The sequence below is a fragment of the Allopusillimonas soli genome, assembly GCF_004153445.1.
GTDB lineage: Bacteria > Pseudomonadota > Gammaproteobacteria > Burkholderiales > Burkholderiaceae_B > Allopusillimonas > Allopusillimonas soli.
This window is the reverse complement of the sequence record NZ_SDQC01000001.1, coordinates 526,898-544,462: the sequence shown is the minus strand read 5'-3', so window position 1 is coordinate 544,462 and position 17,565 is coordinate 526,898. Positions and strand designations below refer to the sequence as shown.

At 61.3% G+C, this 17,565-nt stretch carries 14 protein-coding genes and 2 riboswitches; of the genes, 10 read left to right on the top strand and 4 right to left on the bottom strand.

Annotated elements, in window-relative coordinates; genetic code table 11:
* Positions 1–44: 44 nt before the first annotated feature.
* The 6 genes from dcd (at position 45) to gcvP (ending at position 9,072) form a co-directional block, all read left to right on the top strand.
* On the top strand, positions 45–608 hold the full coding sequence (dcd, locus tag ERD78_RS02610) for a dCTP deaminase (RefSeq protein ID WP_129967708.1): 564 nt from the start codon (positions 45–47) through the stop codon (positions 606–608).
* A gap of 15 nt (positions 609–623) precedes the next feature.
* Positions 624–2,885, top strand: coding sequence for an arginine/lysine/ornithine decarboxylase (locus ERD78_RS02605; RefSeq protein ID WP_129967707.1), 2,262 nt, complete (start codon positions 624–626; stop codon positions 2,883–2,885).
* A 56-nt stretch (positions 2,886–2,941) separates the two neighbouring features.
* A complete protein-coding gene (locus tag ERD78_RS02600; protein ID WP_129968303.1) occupies positions 2,942–4,216 on the top strand; it encodes a BaiN/RdsA family NAD(P)/FAD-dependent oxidoreductase in 1,275 nt (424 codons plus the stop codon).
* A 178-nt stretch (positions 4,217–4,394) separates the two neighbouring features.
* A riboswitch (glycine riboswitch) is annotated at positions 4,395–4,485 on the top strand.
* 20 nt (positions 4,486–4,505) lie between these two features.
* A riboswitch (glycine riboswitch) is annotated at positions 4,506–4,610 on the top strand.
* 50 nt (positions 4,611–4,660) lie between these two features.
* A complete protein-coding gene (gene gcvT, locus ERD78_RS02595; protein ID WP_129967706.1) occupies positions 4,661–5,755 on the top strand; it encodes a glycine cleavage system aminomethyltransferase GcvT in 1,095 nt (364 codons plus the stop codon).
* Positions 5,756–5,785: 30 nt separating this feature from the next.
* Positions 5,786–6,166 (top strand): glycine cleavage system protein GcvH, encoded by a 381-nt coding sequence (gcvH, locus tag ERD78_RS02590; RefSeq protein ID WP_129967705.1) that lies wholly within the window; start codon positions 5,786–5,788, stop codon positions 6,164–6,166.
* Positions 6,167–6,171: 5 nt separating this feature from the next.
* On the top strand, positions 6,172–9,072 hold the full coding sequence (gcvP, locus tag ERD78_RS02585) for an aminomethyl-transferring glycine dehydrogenase (protein WP_129968302.1): 2,901 nt from the start codon (positions 6,172–6,174) through the stop codon (positions 9,070–9,072).
* 90 nt (positions 9,073–9,162) lie between these two features.
* Here gcvP and aptA read toward each other — a convergent pair whose 3' ends face one another.
* A complete protein-coding gene (gene aptA / locus ERD78_RS02580) occupies positions 9,163–10,488 on the bottom strand; it encodes an omega-aminotransferase AptA (protein ID WP_167668818.1) in 1,326 nt (441 codons plus the stop codon).
* 193 nt (positions 10,489–10,681) lie between these two features.
* On the opposite strand from aptA, the gene ERD78_RS02575 reads away from it, so the two are divergent.
* Entirely contained in the window at positions 10,682–12,235 is a 1,554-nt protein-coding gene (locus tag ERD78_RS02575) for an aminotransferase-like domain-containing protein (RefSeq protein WP_129967704.1), read from the top strand.
* Positions 12,236–12,370: 135 nt separating this feature from the next.
* Here ERD78_RS02575 and ERD78_RS02570 read toward each other — a convergent pair whose 3' ends face one another.
* From ERD78_RS02570 to ERD78_RS02560, 3 genes are all read right to left on the bottom strand, one after another.
* Positions 12,371–12,865, bottom strand: a complete 495-nt coding sequence (locus ERD78_RS02570) for a dihydrofolate reductase (protein WP_129967703.1) — start codon at positions 12,863–12,865, stop codon at positions 12,371–12,373.
* Positions 12,866–12,875: 10 nt separating this feature from the next.
* Complete coding sequence (locus ERD78_RS02565) at positions 12,876–13,856, bottom strand: thymidylate synthase (protein WP_129967702.1); 981 nt, start codon at positions 13,854–13,856, stop codon at positions 12,876–12,878.
* Positions 13,857–13,925: 69 nt separating this feature from the next.
* Positions 13,926–14,348, bottom strand: coding sequence for an OsmC family protein (locus ERD78_RS02560; protein ID WP_129967701.1), 423 nt, complete (start codon positions 14,346–14,348; stop codon positions 13,926–13,928).
* 322 nt (positions 14,349–14,670) lie between these two features.
* Here ERD78_RS02560 and ERD78_RS02555 point away from each other — a divergent pair, with 322 nt between their 5' ends.
* The 3 genes from ERD78_RS02555 to ERD78_RS02545 are packed head-to-tail and all read left to right on the top strand — an operon-like array spanning position 14,671 to position 17,557.
* On the top strand, positions 14,671–16,344 hold the full coding sequence (locus ERD78_RS02555) for a cbb3-type cytochrome c oxidase subunit I (RefSeq protein ID WP_129967700.1): 1,674 nt from the start codon (positions 14,671–14,673) through the stop codon (positions 16,342–16,344).
* 2 nt (positions 16,345–16,346) lie between these two features.
* Complete coding sequence (locus ERD78_RS02550; RefSeq protein ID WP_129967699.1) at positions 16,347–16,964, top strand: cbb3-type cytochrome c oxidase subunit II; 618 nt, start codon at positions 16,347–16,349, stop codon at positions 16,962–16,964.
* Positions 16,961–17,557 (top strand): c-type cytochrome, encoded by a 597-nt coding sequence (locus tag ERD78_RS02545; RefSeq protein WP_129967698.1) that lies wholly within the window; start codon positions 16,961–16,963, stop codon positions 17,555–17,557. The genes ERD78_RS02550 and ERD78_RS02545 overlap by 4 nt, the downstream gene beginning before the upstream one ends.
* Positions 17,558–17,565 lie beyond the last annotated feature (8 nt).

The window sequence follows — 17,565 nt, the reverse complement described above, 5'->3', positions numbered from 1 at the left end:
CGCGTGGGGCTAAAATACGCGCCATTGTTTAAAGGTTGAGGGCTATGAGCATCAAGAACGACCGCTGGATACGTAATGCCGCGCAGGCCGGGATGATAGAACCGTTCGAGCCCGGCCAGGTCCGCTCGGTGGATGGCCGGCGCATCGTCAGTTACGGTACCAGCAGCTACGGATATGACGTGCGCTGTGCTGACGAGTTCAAGATTTTCACGAACATCAATTCGTCGATTGTCGATCCCAAGGCCTTCGACGAGAAATCATTTGTCGATTTCAAGGGCGATGTGTGCATCATTCCGCCCAACTCCTTTGCACTGGCCCGCACCATGGAGTACTTCCGCATACCACGCACGGTGCTGACCATATGCCTGGGCAAGAGCACGTATGCCCGTTGCGGCATTATCGTGAATGTGACGCCGCTGGAGCCCGAATGGGAAGGCCATGTCACGCTGGAGTTTTCCAATACGACGCCGCTGCCCGCCAAGATATACGCCGGCGAGGGCTGCGCACAAATGCTGTTTCTGGAAAGCGACGAGGTCTGCGAGACCTCCTACCGCGATCGCGGCGGCAAGTACCAGGGGCAGCAAGGGGTGACCCTGCCTCGCACCTAGCAGGAGTACAAGCGCATGAAATTTCGTTTCCCCATCGTCATCATCGATGAAGACTACCGCTCCGAGAACGCGTCGGGCTTCGGCATTCGCGCGCTCGCCGCGGCCATTGAGGCCGAGGGCGTCGAAGTGCTGGGCGTGACCAGCTACGGCGATCTCAGTTCATTCGCCCAGCAGCAAAGCCGGGCCAGCGCGTTCATCTTGTCGATTGACGATGAGGAGTTCGTGGTGGCTTCGCCCGAGGATGTGGCCAATGCCATCAAGAATTTGCGCGCCTTCATTGGCGAACTGCGTTTTCGCAATGCCGACATCCCTATTTACCTGTATGGGGAAACACGCACTTCGCAGCACATACCCAACGACATCCTGCGTGAGCTTCACGGCTTCATCCATATGTTCGAGGACACGCCGGAGTTCGTGGCGCGGCACATCATCCGGGAGGCGCGCGCCTATCTGGATGGCTTGGCACCGCCTTTTTTTCGAGAGTTGCTGGATTACGCCTCGGACGGTTCCTATTCCTGGCATTGCCCCGGGCATTCCGGCGGCGTTGCTTTTCTGAAGAGCCCGGTGGGGCAGATGTTTCACCAGTTCTTCGGAGAGAATATGCTGCGTGCCGACGTATGCAATGCGGTGGACGAGCTGGGCCAGTTGCTTGACCATACCGGCCCGGTGGCCGAGTCGGAGTTGAACGCCGCGCGCATTTTCCATGCTGATCACTGCTTTTTCGTGACCAACGGCACATCCACGTCGAACAAGATCGTTTGGCATGCCAATGTGGCCAACAATGATGTGGTGGTGGTTGACCGCAATTGCCACAAGTCCATTCTGCATGCCATCACCATGACGGGCGCCATTCCGGTGTTTCTGCGGCCCACTCGCAATCACCTGGGCATCATCGGTCCCATTCCGCTCGAGGAGTTCGATCCCGAGAACATCCGCAAGAAGATCGAGGCCAACCCTTTTGCGCGCAATGCCGCGAACAAGCAGCCGCGCATTCTGACGCTCACGCAAAGCACCTACGACGGCGTTATCTATAACGTGGAGATGATCAAGGAAAAGCTGGGATCGTATATCGATACGCTGCATTTCGACGAGGCATGGTTGCCGCACGCGGCCTTCCATGAGTTCTACGAGGATATGCATGCCATCGGCGAGAATCGGCCGCGCTCCAAGGACGCAATGATCTTTGCCACGCACTCCACACACAAGCTGTTGGCCGGCTTGTCGCAGGCTTCGCAGATCACGGTGCAGGATTCCGAATCGCGCCAGCTGGACCGCAATGTATTCAACGAGGCGTATCTCATGCATACGTCGACATCGCCACAATACGCCATTATTGCTTCCTGTGACGTTGCGGCTGCCATGATGGAGCCGCCGGGCGGCACTGCACTGGTCGAGGAAAGCATCACCGAGGCCATGGACTTTCGCCGCGCCATGCGCAAGGTCGAGTCCGAGTTCGGCAAGAACGATTGGTGGTTCAAGGTGTGGGGTCCCAACCGCCTGGTGGCCGATGGCATAGGCGAGCGCGACGATTGGCTGCTTCAATCCGGCGACAAATGGCACGGCTTTGGCGACCTGGCAGAAGGCTTCAATATGCTCGATCCGATCAAGGCGACGGTGGTGACGCCAGGCCTCGATATCGAGGGCACCTTTGCCGAGACCGGTATTCCGGCCGCACTGGTTTCGAAGTATCTTGCCGAGCACGGCGTGGTCATAGAGAAGACAGGGCTTTATTCGTTTTTCATCCTGTTTACCATCGGCATTACCAAGGGCCGCTGGAACACGTTGCTGACGGCGTTGCAGCAATTCAAGGATGACTATGACCGCAACCAGCCGCTATGGCGCATTTTGCCCGACTTCTGCAAGGAACACCGGCGCTACGAGAAAATGGGCATGCGCGATCTGTGTCAGCAGATCCATGAAGCCTATCGCAAGTACGACCTGGCACGCCTGACTACCGAGGTATACCTGAGCGACATGGTGCCCGCGATGAAGCCGTCGGACGCCTACGCCAAGATGGCGCATCGCGATGCGGAGCGGGTGGATATCGACGAGCTCGAAGGCCGCGTCACAGGCGTGCTGCTCACGCCGTATCCGCCTGGCATTCCGCTGCTGATCCCTGGGGAGCGCTTCAACCAGCGCATCGTCAACTACCTACGTTTCGCGCGCGAGTTCAATGCCCGTTTCCCGGGTTTCGAAACCTATGTTCACGGCCTGGCTCGCGACATCGGTCCTGATGGCCGCGAGCGTTATTACGTGGACTGCATCAAGGAAGACTGAGGCGCGTGAAAGGCGGCGTTTTCGATGTCGCCATCATCGGCGCGGGAGCGGCCGGGATGATGGCTGCGGCTGTGGCCGGGCAGCGCGGCCTGCGGGTGGCGCTGCTGGACCATGCTGAGCGTCTGGCCGAAAAAATCCGCATCTCGGGCGGCGGGCGCTGCAATTTCACGAATATCGGTGCGGGCCCGGCCAACTTCATCTCCCGCAATCCGCACTTCTGCCGTTCGGCCCTCGCTGGCTATACACCGCGCGACTTCCTCGATCTGGTCGAACGCCATGGGATAGCCTGGCATGAAAAACACAAGGGGCAGCTGTTTTGCGATGAATCCAGCGAACAGATCATCGAGATGCTGCGCGCGGAATGCGACGCCGGCCGTGTTGCCTGGCGCACGCCGTGCACGGTGCGGGACATCGAACGCATCGGGGCGGATGCGCTGGCGGATACACCATTCGGATCCGGCCATGGACGGGACACCCTGGCGCGGGCGGCGCCGCCACAACAGTCCGGGAAGGACAAAGGACTTTTCCTGCTGCATACGAGTCGGGGCGAACTGGTAACGCACCAACTGGTTCTGGCGACGGGCGGTATGGCCATTCCGCAATTGGGCGCCACGGATTTTGCACTTGGCGTTGCAAGGCAGTTTGGCCTGAAAGTGGTGGAGCCCAGGCCCGCATTGGTGCCGCTGACATTCGATTCGGCGCAGTGGAAACCCTATGCCGCCTTGAGCGGGGTGGCCCTGGAAGCCAAAGTGTCCGTGGCGCCGGCAGACAGCGGTGGCAAAGGCGGCATGGTCATTCCCGAGGACCTGTTGTTCACGCATCGCGGCCTGTCCGGGCCCGCCATTCTGCAAATATCCAGCTACTGGAATCCCGGCCAGCCGCTGTCTTTGGACCTGGCGCCGGAGTGCGATCTGGCTGGCGCACTGTTGCGCGCCAAGCCCGGGAATCGCCAGCAACTGGGCACGGTGCTGGCCGGGCTGTGGCCGCGCCGGCTGGCCGAGCAGTGGCTGGCACATGCCATGGCTGAAGTTCCGGGCCTTTCGGCAATGCGCCTGGCGGATGTGCCCGACAAGGTGCTCCGCCGTCTGGCGCAGGCCATTCATGCCTGGGCGCTGACGCCCTCGGGAACGGCAGGATACCGGAAGGCTGAGGTGATGCGCGGCGGCGTGGACACGGACGGTCTGAACCAGAAGACCATGGAAGCGAAATCAGTGCCGGGCTTGTATTTCATCGGCGAGGCGGTTGATGTCACGGGTTGGCTGGGTGGATACAATTTCCAGTGGGCCTGGGCCTCCGGCGTTGCTTGCGGCAGGGCGCTCGGGCGGCGCTGAACAGGCGGCGTTGGCCGCGGCACCTCGGATTGCCGGTGTTTGCCCTCGCTCTGCTGGCGGGGCCGTAAGACGCGGGTCTGATGCGCGCGCCGGGCCTGAATGTCGCCGCCGGCCGACAACCCCGCTTTTTCAATTGTAGGGCGGGTCCGCTTTCGGTTAAACTCATCCGTTGCTGTCTCTGCACAGAGTGGGAGAGCGCCAGTAACTCATGGCCGCCGAAGGCGCAATTCGCCCGGAATCGCTCAGGCACCCCGTACCGCTCGCGTGTTGCGTCCGTTTTCGGCACGCAGGCCAGCATTCTGGAGAGACCCCATGCGCCCGAGCGCCTGGCGGCGCCGAAGGGGAACCCCCGCACCAGGGGCCAACTCTCAGGCAAAAGGACAGAAGGGCGACGCGGCTGGCATGCGCCAGGCCGCATCGTCATTCTCAGCCATAGGGGTCTTCATGTCCGATACGCTCAAGCACACACCGCTGCATTCCGTTCACCTTGAATCCGGTGCCAAAATGGTCGATTTTGGCGGCTGGGACATGCCCGTGTCCTACGGCTCGCAAATCGAGGAACATCATGCTGTGCGCCGCGAGGCGGGTATGTTCGATGTGTCCCACATGCTCAACGTCGATATTGAAGGCGAGGGCGTGCGGCGATTTCTGTCGCGCTTGCTGGCCAACGATGTCGCCAAGCTTTCCGAACCCGGCAAAGCGCTGTATTCGTGCATGCTCAAGCCCGACGGGGGCGTCATCGACGATCTGATTGTCTATTTTTTCGAGGAAACCCACTGGCGTGCCGTGGTCAATGCGGGCACGGCCGACAAGGATGTGGCCTGGATGCGGCAGGTTGCTGGCGAAGAGGGGTTCAAGGTCGACATTACGCCGCGCCGCGACCTGGCCATGGTGGCCGTGCAGGGCCCTCAGGCGCGTGCCGCCGTATGGGCTGTGCGCCCGTCCTGGGAAGCGGCCTCTGCCGGACTCAAGCCATTCAATGGCGTGTTTGTCGGTGACGATACGCTGCTTGCGCGTACGGGCTATACCGGCGAGGATGGTTTTGAGGTCGTTCTGCCCGCCAATCAGGTAGCGGCTTTCTGGAAGGATCTGGCTGGGCAGGGCGTACGGCCGTGCGGCCTGGGCGCGCGCGACACGCTTCGCCTGGAGGCTGGCATGAATCTTTATGGCCAGGACATGGACGAGCAGGTCAACCCGCTGGTGTCGGGGCTGGGCTGGACGGTTTCGTTCAAGAATCCCGAGCGCGATTTCATTGGCCGCAAGGCGCTGGAGGCCGCGCCGGCCGATCGCACACTGGTAGGCGTGCGGCTGCTGGAGCGCGGCGTGATGCGCGGCCACATGAAGGTGCGCACAAGCCTGGGCGACGGAGAGCTCACCAGCGGAAGCATGTCGCCGACGATGGGAGTCTCCATAGGCATGGCGCGCGTGCCTGCCGGCGTGAAGGCCGGAGACGCCATCCAGGTTGAAATCCGCGGCAAATGGTTGCCGGCGGAAGTGGTAAAAATGCCTTTCGTGCGCAACGGCGCCGTGGTGGTCTGAATACAACTATTTTTCTATACGGGGTACAGCATGGATTTTCCGAACGATCGTAAATACACATCCTCCCACGAGTGGGTCAAGGCCGAGGGCGATGTGCTGGTGATAGGCATTACCGAGACTGCGCAGGATCAGCTGGGCGACCTGGTGTTCGTGGGCGATGTCAATCCGGGAACGGCTTTGTCCAAGGGCGATACGGCGGGCGTTGTGGAGTCTGTCAAGGCGGCGTCCGACATCTATGCGCCGGTGGACGGCGAGATCGTGGCCTTCAACGAGGCGCTGAATGACCAGCCCGACCTCATCAACCAGGCTGCATTCGATACCTGGATATTCAAGATCAAACCCAATAACCCGGCCGATGCCGATGGCCTGCTGGATGCCGCGGCGTACGAGGAATTGGTCAACGCTGGCTGATGAATATGTTGCGCAATCTCGATCCCCAATCCGATTTCATTCCCCGCCACATTGGGCCGGGTGCCGACGATCAGGCCCGTATGCTGGCCGTTATCGGGGCGCCGGACCTTGAGAGCCTGATACGGGAAGTGGTGCCCGACAGCATTCTGAAGCGCGGCGCGCTGAATCTGCCCGGCCCCCGCAGCGAGGCGGACGCCCTGGCGGGACTGCGGCGCATTGCAGGGCGCAATCAGGTCTTTCGCAACTATATCGGCCAGGGGTATTACGGCACGGCTGTGCCGAACGTGATCCTGCGCAACATTCTGGAGAACCCGGCCTGGTACACCGCCTATACGCCGTACCAGCCGGAAATCTCGCAGGGCCGCCTCGAGGCGCTGCTCAACTTTCAGACCATGGTGTCCGACCTGACAGGTTTGGACATCGCCAACGCTTCGCTGCTTGACGAAGGTACAGCCGCGGCCGAAGCCATGGCGCTTGCCAGGCGCAGCTCGCGCGCCAAGACCGATGTGTTCTTCGCGTCGAAACACTGCCATCCCCAGACGCTGGAAGTGCTGCGCACACGCGCTGACGGGCTGGGCATAGACCTGCAGATCGGGAACGAGGCGCAGGGCGTGCCGCCGTGCTTTGGCGTGCTGCTGCAGTATCCGCATAGCTTGGGCGATATTGCCGACTATCGTGCACTGGCGCAGTCGGTGCATGAGCAGGGTGGCGTGGTGGCGGTGGCTACCGATTTGCTCGCCCTGGCGCTGTTGGCTGCGCCTGGCGAGTGGGGCGCCGATATCGCTGTTGGCTCGGCACAGCGTTTTGGCGTGCCGCTGGGCTTTGGCGGCCCGCATGCGGGCTTCATGGCCTGCCGCGACAGCTACAAGCGCAATATGCCGGGCCGCCTGGTTGGCGTGTCGCGGGACGCGCAAGGGGCGCCCGCGCTGCGCCTCGCTTTGCAGACACGGGAACAGCATATCCGCCGTGAAAAGGCCACGTCCAATATCTGCACGGCCCAGGTGCTGCTGGCGGTGATGGCGGGCATGTACGCGGTGTGGCACGGGCCCGAAGGAATACGCCGCATTGCGCGGCGCGTGGCGCTGCAAACGGCTTTTGTGCGTGATTCGCTCGCCGCCATGGATGTCAAGGTGGTAAACGATTCCTTCTTCGACACCCTGCTGCTTGAAACGGGTTCGCACACTGCGGCGGTTGTGGGTGCCGCGCAGGCCGCGCATATCAACCTGCGCCAGGTCGACGGCCAGCATGTGGCGCTGTCGTTGGATGAAACGGTTACGTCCGCCGATGTCGATGTACTGCTCGATGTCTTCGCCCAGGCGCTGGGAAAAACCTGGGACGCTGCTGCCGGCAAGGCGGTTCCCGCGCATGACGGCATTCCCGGCGCGTTGCGCCGTCAATCGGCGATACTGTCGCATCCTGTGTTCTCGCGCATCCAGTCCGAGACTGACATGCTGCGGTATCTGCGTGGCCTGGCGGACAAGGACCTCGCACTTGACCGCACCATGATTCCGCTGGGTTCCTGCACCATGAAGCTGAACGCGACGGCGGAGATGATTCCCATCACCTGGCCCGAGTTCAGCAATATCCATCCTTTTGCGCCGGCAGCCCAAACCCAGGGATACAAGGAGTTGGTGGACAAACTGTCGGCGGCCTTGTGCGAAATCACCGGGTACGACGAGGTCAGCCTGCAGCCCAACTCCGGCGCGCAGGGTGAGTTTGCCGGCTTGCTCGCCATCCGCGGCTACCACCTGGCCAATGGCCAGGCGCAGCGCAATGTTTGCCTGATTCCATCCTCGGCGCATGGCACCAACCCGGCGTCGGCCCAACTGGCCGGCATGGACGTAGTGGTTGTCGGGTCCGACAGCCAGGGAAATGTGGACGTGGCGGATCTGAAGGCCAAGATTGCCAAGGTGGGAGATCGCCTGGCTGCGCTGATGATCACGTATCCGTCCACGCACGGGGTGTTCGAAACGGCGGTCAAGGAAATCTGCGCGCTGGTGCACGATGCCGGCGGGCAGGTCTACATCGATGGCGCCAACATGAATGCAATGGTCGGCCTCGCCCAGCCGGGCAAGTTCGGTGGCGACGTCTCCCATTTGAATCTGCACAAGACATTCTGCATTCCTCATGGCGGCGGTGGCCCGGGTGTGGGCCCCGTGGCCGTGCGTTCGCATTTGGCCCCCTATCTGCCCGGTGTGGTTGCCGAGAACGGCGTATTGCCCGCCGATGCGAAGATTGGGCCGGTGGCTGCCGCGCCTTTTGGTTCGGCCAGCATCCTGCCGATTTCGTACATGTATATTGCAATGATGGGGGCCGAGGGGCTGCTGGCAGCATCCGAGATGGCCATCCTGAACGCCAACTATATTGCGACCCGCCTGCGCGATCATTACCCTGTACTGTACGCCAGCGCGAATGGACGGGTTGCGCACGAGTGCATTCTGGATATTCGGCCCATCAAGGACGCTTGCGGCATTTCCAACGAGGATATTGCGAAGCGTTTGGTCGACTACGGCTTTCACGCTCCGACGATGAGTTTCCCCGTGCCCGGAACGCTGATGGTCGAACCCACTGAGTCGGAAAGTCTCGCCGAGCTGGATCGCTTTGTGGACGCGATGATCGCCATCCGCGAGGAGATTGCCACCGTGGAACGTGGCGAGCAGAAGCTGGACGACAACGTGTTGGTGAATGCGCCGCACACCGCGCAGGGACTGCTGGCTCAGGATTGGGCACATGGCTATACGCGCGAAGCGGCCGCCTACCCGGTGGCCAGCCTGCGCGACAGTAAGTATTGGCCGCCCGTTGCCCGGGTGGACAACGCCTATGGCGATCGCAATCTGGTCTGCGCATGCCCGCCCATGTCGGACTACGAGGAAGAGGCTGGCGAGCCGCTTGCTGCCCAGGCTTGAAGCCTAGCCGGTTTGCCGGCTGGGCTGCCTGAACACAAAAAAAGGCCTGCACCCTTGGCGCAGGCCTTTTTGAATGCGGCGTGGAAACCGTCAGGCTATGGTATCCAGCACGTCGCCTATGGTTGAGAAAATGTGCTGAATTTGCGCCTCCTCGATGATCAAAGGGGGTGAAATGGCAATGATATCTCCCGTATACCGCACCATGACACCGGCATCGAAACATTTTCCAAATGCCTCGGCTGCGCGCGCGCCCACCGCGCCGTCGCGCGATTCCAGCTCTATCCCTGCCACAAGCCCCAGGTTCCGCACGTCGATCACATGTTTTGCACCCTTCAGTGAGTGCGCGGCGTTCTCGAATGTGCCGGACAGATCCTTGGCGCGCTTGAAAAGCTGATCGCGCTCATAGATGGCCAGCGTGGCCAGCATGGCCGCAGTGGCAAGAGGGTGTCCGGAATAGGTATAGCCATGGAAGAACTCAATGCCGGTGGCGGCGGCACCCAGAATGGCATCGTGGATATCCCGCTTGACGGCAACCGCGCCGGCGGGCACCGCCGCGTTGCTGATGCCCTTGGCCATGGTAATGATGTCGGGGGTGACGCCGAAGAATTCACTGGCCGTTGCCGCGCCAAGGCGGCCAAAGCCTGTGATCACCTCGTCGAAAATAAGCAGGATGCCGTGTTTTTCGGTAATGGCGCGCAGGCGTTCCAGATAGCCCTTGGGCGGAATGAGAACCCCCGTGCTGCCGGCCAGGGGTTCGACGATGACAGCGGCGATGGTCGAGGCGTCGTGCAGCGCCACAATACGCTCCAGCTCATCCGCGAGATGTTCTCCCCATGCAGGCTGTCCTCTGGAGTAGGCATTCTTCGACAGATCGTGGGTGTGGGGAAGGTGATCCACATGCGGAAGCAGGGCACCGGAGAACGTCTTGCGATTGGGCGAGATACCACCCACCGAGATGCCGCCAAATCCCACGCCGTGGTAGCCGCGCTCGCGTCCAATAAGGCGGGTGCGCTGACCCTCTCCCCGGGCTCGATGATAGGCCAATGCAATCTTTAGCGCCGTGTCCACCGATTCAGATCCGGAGTTGGTGAAGAATACACGGTCCACGCCTTGCGGCATGAGCTTGGCTACGGCCGATGCGGCGCGAAAAGAGGCCGCATGACCCAGCTGGAAGCTGGGCGCGTAGTCCATTTCGGCCGTTTGTCTGGAAATGGCTTCGATGATTTCCTCTCGGCCATGCCCGGCGTTTACGCACCATAGGCCCGCCGTGCCGTCGAGCACTTGATGGCCGTCGGTGGCCGTGTAATACATGCCCTTGGCCGAGGCCAGCATCCGGGGCTTTTCCTTGAAAGCCCGGTTCGCAGTGAATGGCATCCACATGTGGGACAGATCGGGAATATTGGCTTGGCTGGTCATGGCTTGCCTCGGGAAAAAGAAAGCTTGTTGGGAGTTTGTGCTGACGATGCCTGAATATGCCGTAGGCGAATATTGTGTGTCAGCGCTGTGTCTATTCTCATTCGGCTGAGCACGCAAATGAATATACAGTGGTATTGATATTTACCAACTGTACTGGCAATATAAATAAAAGTGTATTGTCAAAGGCGGAATCATGCAGTTTTTCACGCCGGTCCGCAATCGCCGCGGGGCCGAACCGCTTGTTGATCAGGTGGTTGCGGCGGTGGAGAAAGCGATCCGCGGCCAAGTGCTCCGGCCAGGGATGTCTCTGCCGTCCATTCGTGAATTCGCGCGCGCGCATGGTCTGAGCCCATACACTGTATCGGCTGCCTATGGGCGTCTTGTGGCGGGCAATTGGCTGCTTTCACGGCCTGGGTCGGGGTATTGGGTCGCACCCTCGGCCACGGCGCCGCTGGCCGAGGCCAGCGGCGCGAAGCGTGCCGACGCGCGCGCGGGGCCTATTGGCCGGCGTTCTTCGGTCACGGACGAAGCCGGCGGCGCGTCTGCCACGGGGCGAGGCGCCGCAAGCTGGACACCACCGCGTTTGGGTGCCGCATGGCTGTTGTCCGATGTCTTTGCCGATCATTCCATTCCCATCAAATCGGGCTGTGGGTGGCTGCCGCCCGAATGGCTCGACGAAGCCGGCCTGCGCCAGTCGCTGCGCCAGGTCAGCCGTACGCCGGTCAATCAGCTGGCGGGCTACGGCCATCCCTATGGCTATTTTCCATTGCGTGAATACGTGGCGCAGGCCATGGCGCGGCACGGTATGGCGGTGTCCGCTGATCAGGTGCTGCTGACCCAGGGTGCGGGACAGGGTCTGGACATTGCGATTCGCTGCTTGCTGCGGCCCGGGGATGTCATCGCGGTGGAGTCGCCGTGCTATGCCAATATATTGCCTACGCTGAGACTGGCCGGCATGCAGATGCGGGCGATACCGCGGGATGCATCGGGTCTTTCCATTGAGGCGCTGGAACAGGCTGCGCGCGACCGCGCGATCAAGGCCTTGTTTGTGAACACCGTGCTTCAGAATCCCACGGGTGCAAGCCTGAGCATGCACAATGCCTTTCAAGTGCTTCAGTTGGCAGAGCGATATGATTTCCGCATCATTGAAGACGATGTTTCGCGCGATCTGCTGCCCGATCTCGGCCCGTTGCTGGCGGCGCTCGCGCCGCCAGGTCGCGTGGTGTATCTATCGGGCTTCTCCAAGAGCATCACCCCGTCAATGCGGGTGGGCTACATGATTGGGGACGCCCGTTTTGTGCGCGAATTTGCGGAAGCCAAGATGGCGCTTGCGTTGACTACACCCGCGCTCATGGAACGCACGGTATACCAGGTGCTGAGACAGGGCCGTTATCACGCGCATCTTGCGCGCATACAGGCTCGTCTTCGGCAGGCTCATGATGAGGTCTGCGCGTTGATGGACGAGCATGGCCTGGAGATCCATGCCAGGCCTGGCGCCGGACTTTTTCTGTGGGCGCGTTTGCCCGACCCTTGGCGGACGGGCGGAGCGTTGCAACTGGCCGAAATGGCGTTGGCGGACGGCATATGGCTTGCGCCGGGTTCCTACTTCGACCCGGGGCAGGCCGACACAGGATGGCTGCGCTTCAATGTCGCTTATTCGCGCCATCCGGCATTGTGGAAGTTCATCAGCAAGACGGTGCAGGCGGGCATGCTACCGGGTTCAAAGCAACGCAGCCTGCTAGACTGAACGCCAAGAACCGGATGCTCGCGCTACGGATGCCAAAGCCCGCCAGCCCGGTCATGCGGGCGCCGCTGGTGATACACAATGGAAAATCCTGTTTATGGATGCCTACCTCATACCGCTTGCCGCTTGCGGCGCGGCCTATGGCCGGACGCGAGTGTACTCGGCAAAATCGAAGGCATAGCCGTTTTCTTCCGGTTGCGGCTCGCGCTTTGTCTCGCGCCATGCAGCGCCGTCGAGTTCGGGAAACCATGTGTCTCCATCGACGTGTGCATGGATTTCGGTGGCAATGATGCGGTCGGCAAGCGGAAGCGCGCGGTGGAATATCTGCGCTCCGCCGATGATGCATACCGTGTCGGCACGCGCGCAGTCGTCCAGTGCGGCTTGCAATGACGGGTACACCGTGGCGCCTTCCGCCCGATAGGCGGCGTTGCGGCTGACCACCAGGTTGGGGCGGCCGGGCAGGGGGCGGCCCAGCGATTCCCAGGTATTGCGGCCCATGATGATGGGGTGGCCCATCGTGGTTTTCTTGAAATGCGCCAGGTCTGACGGCAGCCGCCATGGCAGGCCGTTGTCGCGCCCTATGACGCGGTTGTCGGTATAGGCGACGACGATCTGGATTACGGGATGTGTCATATTGCTTTGCCTATACCGCCATGGGCGCCGTCAGCGGCGGGTGATGCTTGTACCCGTCCAGCATGAAATCCGAGGGCTCGATGCGCTCGAGCCATTCGGGCTCGTAGCGGCCGGTCTGGGCGTAGTCGGGAATGCGGTCGGACAGAATGAGCTGGGGGGCGGGGTAGGGCCGGCGGCTCAGCTGGGTCTGCAGCATGTCGACGTGGTTCTCGTAGATGTGGGCGTCGCCGATGAAATAGGTGAACCATCTTGGGCGATAGCCGGTCAGCCGGCCGACCAGATGCAGCAGGGCGGCGCCCTCGGTAAGATTGAAGGGCGTGCCCAGGCCGACATCATTGCTGCGGATATACAGGCAGAGCGAAATCTCGCCTGCCTCCTTGTTGACCAGAAACTGATACAGCAGATGGCAGGGAGGCAACGCCATCTCCTCGAGCTGGGCCCAGTTCCAGCCATGAAACAGAATGCGGCGGCTGCCGGGATCCTTCATGATGGTATCCAGGCAGAGACGCAGTTGATCGATCGCCTTGTACAGCAGGACGTGCGTGCCTTCCGTCTGCTCCACCAGGCCTATTCGGCTGTAGCCGCGGGCCAGGGCGTCGCGCAATTGATCCTGGCCGCGCGCAGCCTTGGGGTCGATCAGTTTGTAGGCGGGCCACTGCCGCCACTGCATGCCGTACACCGGGCCAAGATCGTCCTGGCCCATGCGATAGGGATTGGCAAGCCAGGCCGCATTTTCATTGGCATTTTGATCCCATACCTTGCAGCCCAGGTCGCGGAAGTCGGCCGCGCTGCGGGCGCCGCGCAGAAAGCCGACCATTTCTCCAACGGCCGATTTAAATGCCAGCTTCTTTGTCGTGACAGCAGGGAAGCCTTGCTGCAGGTCGAAGCGCATCATGGCGCCGGGAATGCTGCGTGTGCGTATACCGGTGCGGTTTTCCTGCCAGCTGCCGTTGTCGAAAATATCGCGGATGAGGTCCAGGTATTGTTTCATGCGGGGAGGTTGGGAAGGAGTGTGATCGCGCCGTCGAAATGAGGCAGGCGCGATGGCGGCGAGAGCCGTTCAGCCCTCCAGTACAGTGACCGAATGGGTGATCTCGGCTGTTTTCGAAAGCATGGCCGAAGCCGAACAGTATTTTTCGTGCGACAGCTTCACGGCCCTTTCGACAGCCGGCACCGGAAGATTCCTTCCGGTAACGATGAATTCGAAATGAATGCGCGTGTATACCTTGGGGTCGGTCTCGGCGCGCTCGCCCGTAAGCTTGGCTCGGCAATGGCTGACCTCGTGACGGCCGCGCTTCAGGATCAGCACGACGTCGTAGGCGGCGCATCCGCCGGTGCCCGCCAGCAGCATCTCCATGGGTCGGGGAGCGAGGTCATTGCCGCCGCCGTCTGGTGAGCCGTCCATGGCTGTGACATGTCCGCTGCCCGTACGGGCCACGAACAGCATGCCGTCTGGACCATGCCAGTCAATTGTGCATTCCATTGTGGTTTTCCTGCATTCGGAAGACAAAAGGCAATCGTACCCCAACTCCGCCGTGGCGGCCGGACTGCCGGGCATATTGGCTTTGCATCGGGGTCGTCCTGATGTCGAGAACACATGCGGGGTAATGCGGGCTAGTCGGGAGGCATAAACCCGTTATGTTGCACCGCAGCGACACTTATGCCGGATTACCAGTATTGTTTATAGGGTAATTACCTAGTCGAGCGGGGAAAACTGCTTAATATGGCAATGTTTTAAGTCTGAAGTGAACTGTGGAGTTTGGTTATATGTCCCGCGGGACGCTCCCCTCTTCCTGGAAACATTCATGAATACCACCCTGATCCTACTGCTGACATTCATCGTGTCAGTTACCGGTCTTTTTGTCTTCATCTGGTCCCTGAGGCACCATTTGTTCGACGACAATCCGGAAGCGGCCAACGTTATTTTCAACGAGGGCGAAATAGGCCGGATTGAAGAGCCTTCGGCAACACCGGCGCAGCAAGCCGCCCTGCAGAAGACCGTGGACGCCACGCATGCACCCATTGGCGATGTGGCCAGCGATGCGCGTGCCAAGGCCGAGTTGGCCGCGCGGGTCCAAGCCGACCAGTCGACGACCTGGGTTACCTTCGTATTTCTGTCCTGTGCGATCGTATGGCTGATTTTCGCATCGACTGCGGGCCTGGTCAGCTCCATCAAGCTGCATGAGCCGGACTTCCTGACGCAGTACGCATGGATGACCTTTGGGCGGATGCGCACGCTGCACCTGAATGCGGTGGCCTACGGGTGGGCGCCCATGGCCGCTTTTGGCATCGCGCTCTGGACCCTGCCGCGGTTGCTCAAGACGCCGCTGATAGGGGGCCGCTTCGCCCTTCTGGGCGCGGTGCTGTGGAATGCTGCCTTGATCGCAGGCCTGGGCAGTATCGCAGCCGGCATCAACGATGGCCTGGAGTGGCTGGAAATTCCCTGGCAGATCGATGTGCTGTTCGTGATCGGCGGCGCGCTCATCGGGCTGCCGCTGGTGTTCACGTTGCAAAACCGCAAGGTCAAGCACCTGTATGTTTCGATCTGGTACATGGGTGCCGCGCTGTTCTGGTTCCCCATTCTGTTTCTGGTCGGCAATCTGCCCAGCGTTCACTTTGGCGTGGAACAGGCGACCATGAACTGGTGGTTCGGCCACAATGTGCTGGGCCTGTTCTACACACCGATCGCGCTGGCCTCCATTTATTACTTCCTGCCCAAGATCATCGGCCGTCCCATCCAGTCGTACAACCTGTCGCTGCTGGGTTTCTGGGCGCTGGCGTTCTTCTACGGACAGGTCGGCGGCCACCATCTGGTGGGCGGCCCCGTGCCCAGCTGGCTGATCACCCTATCGATCGTGCAGAGCATGATGATGATCGTGCCGGTGCTGGCGTTCTCGGTCAATCAGCACCTGACCATGCGGCATCACTTCAAGACACTGATTTATTCGCCCACGCTGCGTTTCATCGTGCTGGGCGGCATGATGTACACCCTCAGCTCGGTGCAGGGTTCCTTCGAGGCACTGCGCGCAATCAGCACCGTGACGCACTTTACGCATTTCACCGTGGCGCACGCGCACCTCGGGCTGTATGGCTTCTTCTCGCTGGTCATGTTCGGCGCCATCTATTTCGTGATGCCGCGCGTCATGTCCTGGGAATGGCCTTATCCGCGCCTGATCGCCGCCCACTTCTGGCTGGTGGTTGGCGGCTTCGCCGTGTACTTCATCGGCCTGACCATAGGCGGGTGGCTGCAAGGACTGGCCATGCTCGATGCCACACGTCCCTTCATTGATTCGGTTCGCGTGACGATTCCCTATTTGGAGTCGCGCAGTGTGGGCGGAGCGCTCATGACGCTGGGCCACCTGGTCTTTGCCTTCCACTTCGTGGCGATGGCCCTGCGCTATGGCCGCAAGCGCGTGGGTCCGGCGCTGTTCCATAAACCCCGGCATGCCGGTCCGGCTGTCCGCACCCAGGAGGCTTGATCATGGAAAGCGAATACAAGCTGCTATCCGGCGCCATGGTCACGTTGGCGATTGCCACGGCAACCCTGGTTGTGCTGCCTTATATGCAACTGTCGGACGTGACACCGCCCGAGGGGCTGAAACCCTATACGTCGCAGCAGTTGCGCGGGCGCGAAGTGTATATAGAGAATGGCTGCGTCTACTGTCACAGCCAGCAGCCGCGCTCGCAGCAGCAGGCGCCCGACTTCAAGCGCGGCTGGGGACGTGCGCCGGTGGCGGGTGACTATTATTACGATCATCCCCATTTGCTTGGCACCATGCGGACCGGCCCCGATCTGCTGAACATCGGGGCGCGCCAGCCAAGCGCGGACTGGAACCTGGGTCACCTGTATCAGCCGCGGGCTTATGTGCCCGGCAGCATCATGCCCTCTTATCCCTTCCTGTTCGAGATCAAGGACAAGGCCGACAAGGGCGACCGGGTTATTACGTTGCCGCCCGGCTACGAGCCGGTGGGCAAGGTGGTGGTGGCTCGGCCCGAGGCGATCGACCTGGTTGAATATCTGCTGTCGCTTGACCGGACCTATCCGATCAAGCCGCCAGCGGAACTGGCCGACAATGCGGCGTCGGGAGAAGCGAAATGACGGACGAATCCAAGGAAATCCAGGCGCAAAAGCGCGAGATGCCCGAGCCTTACGAGGGCAACCGTCCGGTGCCCTGGATCGTGATCCTCATCGTGGCAGGCCTGTTTGTCTGGGCAATTGGCTATCTTTACGTAACCTATCAACCTGTGCCGCCAGAGTATGGCGACCAGCGAATAGCCGCCGACTTCAAAAGTGCCTCGGGAAGCGAGGGCGGCAAGGTGGATGGCGCTCAGCTCTATGCCGCGCACTGCGTGGCCTGTCATCAGGCAACGGGCGGCGGTCTGCCTGGCGTGTTTCCGCCCTTGGCCAAATCCGAATGGGTGACGGGCAAGGCCTCGACCACGGTGCAGATCGTACTGCATGGCGTGCACGGCCCATTGACCGTGGAGGGCACAACCTACAATGGCTTGATGCCTACGTTCAAGGACAAGCTGAGCGACGCGGAGATTGCCGCCGTAGTCAGCCACATCCGAACCAGCTTTGGCAATGATGCGGGCGAAGTCGACGAAAATTTGGTGGCCAGCGAGCGGGCTGCCACGGCCTCGCACGAAGCACCCTGGAACGGCGACGAGGAATTGAATGCCTTGAAATAAGGCGCGGG

Excerpts from the sequence above, each read along its gene's own strand:
- dcd (WP_129967708.1), top strand. The coding sequence starts at position 45 with ATGAGCATCAAGAACGACCGCTGGATACGTAATGCCGCGCAGGCCGGG.
- ERD78_RS02605 (WP_129967707.1), top strand. The coding sequence starts at position 624 with ATGAAATTTCGTTTCCCCATCGTCATCATCGATGAAGACTACCGCTCC.
- ERD78_RS02600 (WP_129968303.1), top strand. The coding sequence starts at position 2,942 with ATGATGGCTGCGGCTGTGGCCGGGCAGCGCGGCCTGCGGGTGGCGCTG.
- gcvT (WP_129967706.1), top strand. The coding sequence starts at position 4,661 with ATGTCCGATACGCTCAAGCACACACCGCTGCATTCCGTTCACCTTGAA.
- gcvH (WP_129967705.1), top strand. The coding sequence starts at position 5,786 with ATGGATTTTCCGAACGATCGTAAATACACATCCTCCCACGAGTGGGTC.
- gcvP (WP_129968302.1), top strand. The coding sequence starts at position 6,172 with ATGTTGCGCAATCTCGATCCCCAATCCGATTTCATTCCCCGCCACATT.
- aptA (WP_167668818.1), bottom strand. The coding sequence starts at position 10,488 with ATGACCAGCCAAGCCAATATTCCCGATCTGTCCCACATGTGGATGCCA.
- ERD78_RS02575 (WP_129967704.1), top strand. The coding sequence starts at position 10,682 with ATGCAGTTTTTCACGCCGGTCCGCAATCGCCGCGGGGCCGAACCGCTT.
- ERD78_RS02570 (WP_129967703.1), bottom strand. The coding sequence starts at position 12,865 with ATGACACATCCCGTAATCCAGATCGTCGTCGCCTATACCGACAACCGC.
- ERD78_RS02565 (WP_129967702.1), bottom strand. The coding sequence starts at position 13,856 with ATGAAACAATACCTGGACCTCATCCGCGATATTTTCGACAACGGCAGC.
- ERD78_RS02560 (WP_129967701.1), bottom strand. The coding sequence starts at position 14,348 with ATGGAATGCACAATTGACTGGCATGGTCCAGACGGCATGCTGTTCGTG.
- ERD78_RS02555 (WP_129967700.1), top strand. The coding sequence starts at position 14,671 with ATGAATACCACCCTGATCCTACTGCTGACATTCATCGTGTCAGTTACC.
- ERD78_RS02550 (WP_129967699.1), top strand. The coding sequence starts at position 16,347 with ATGGAAAGCGAATACAAGCTGCTATCCGGCGCCATGGTCACGTTGGCG.
- ERD78_RS02545 (WP_129967698.1), top strand. The coding sequence starts at position 16,961 with ATGACGGACGAATCCAAGGAAATCCAGGCGCAAAAGCGCGAGATGCCC.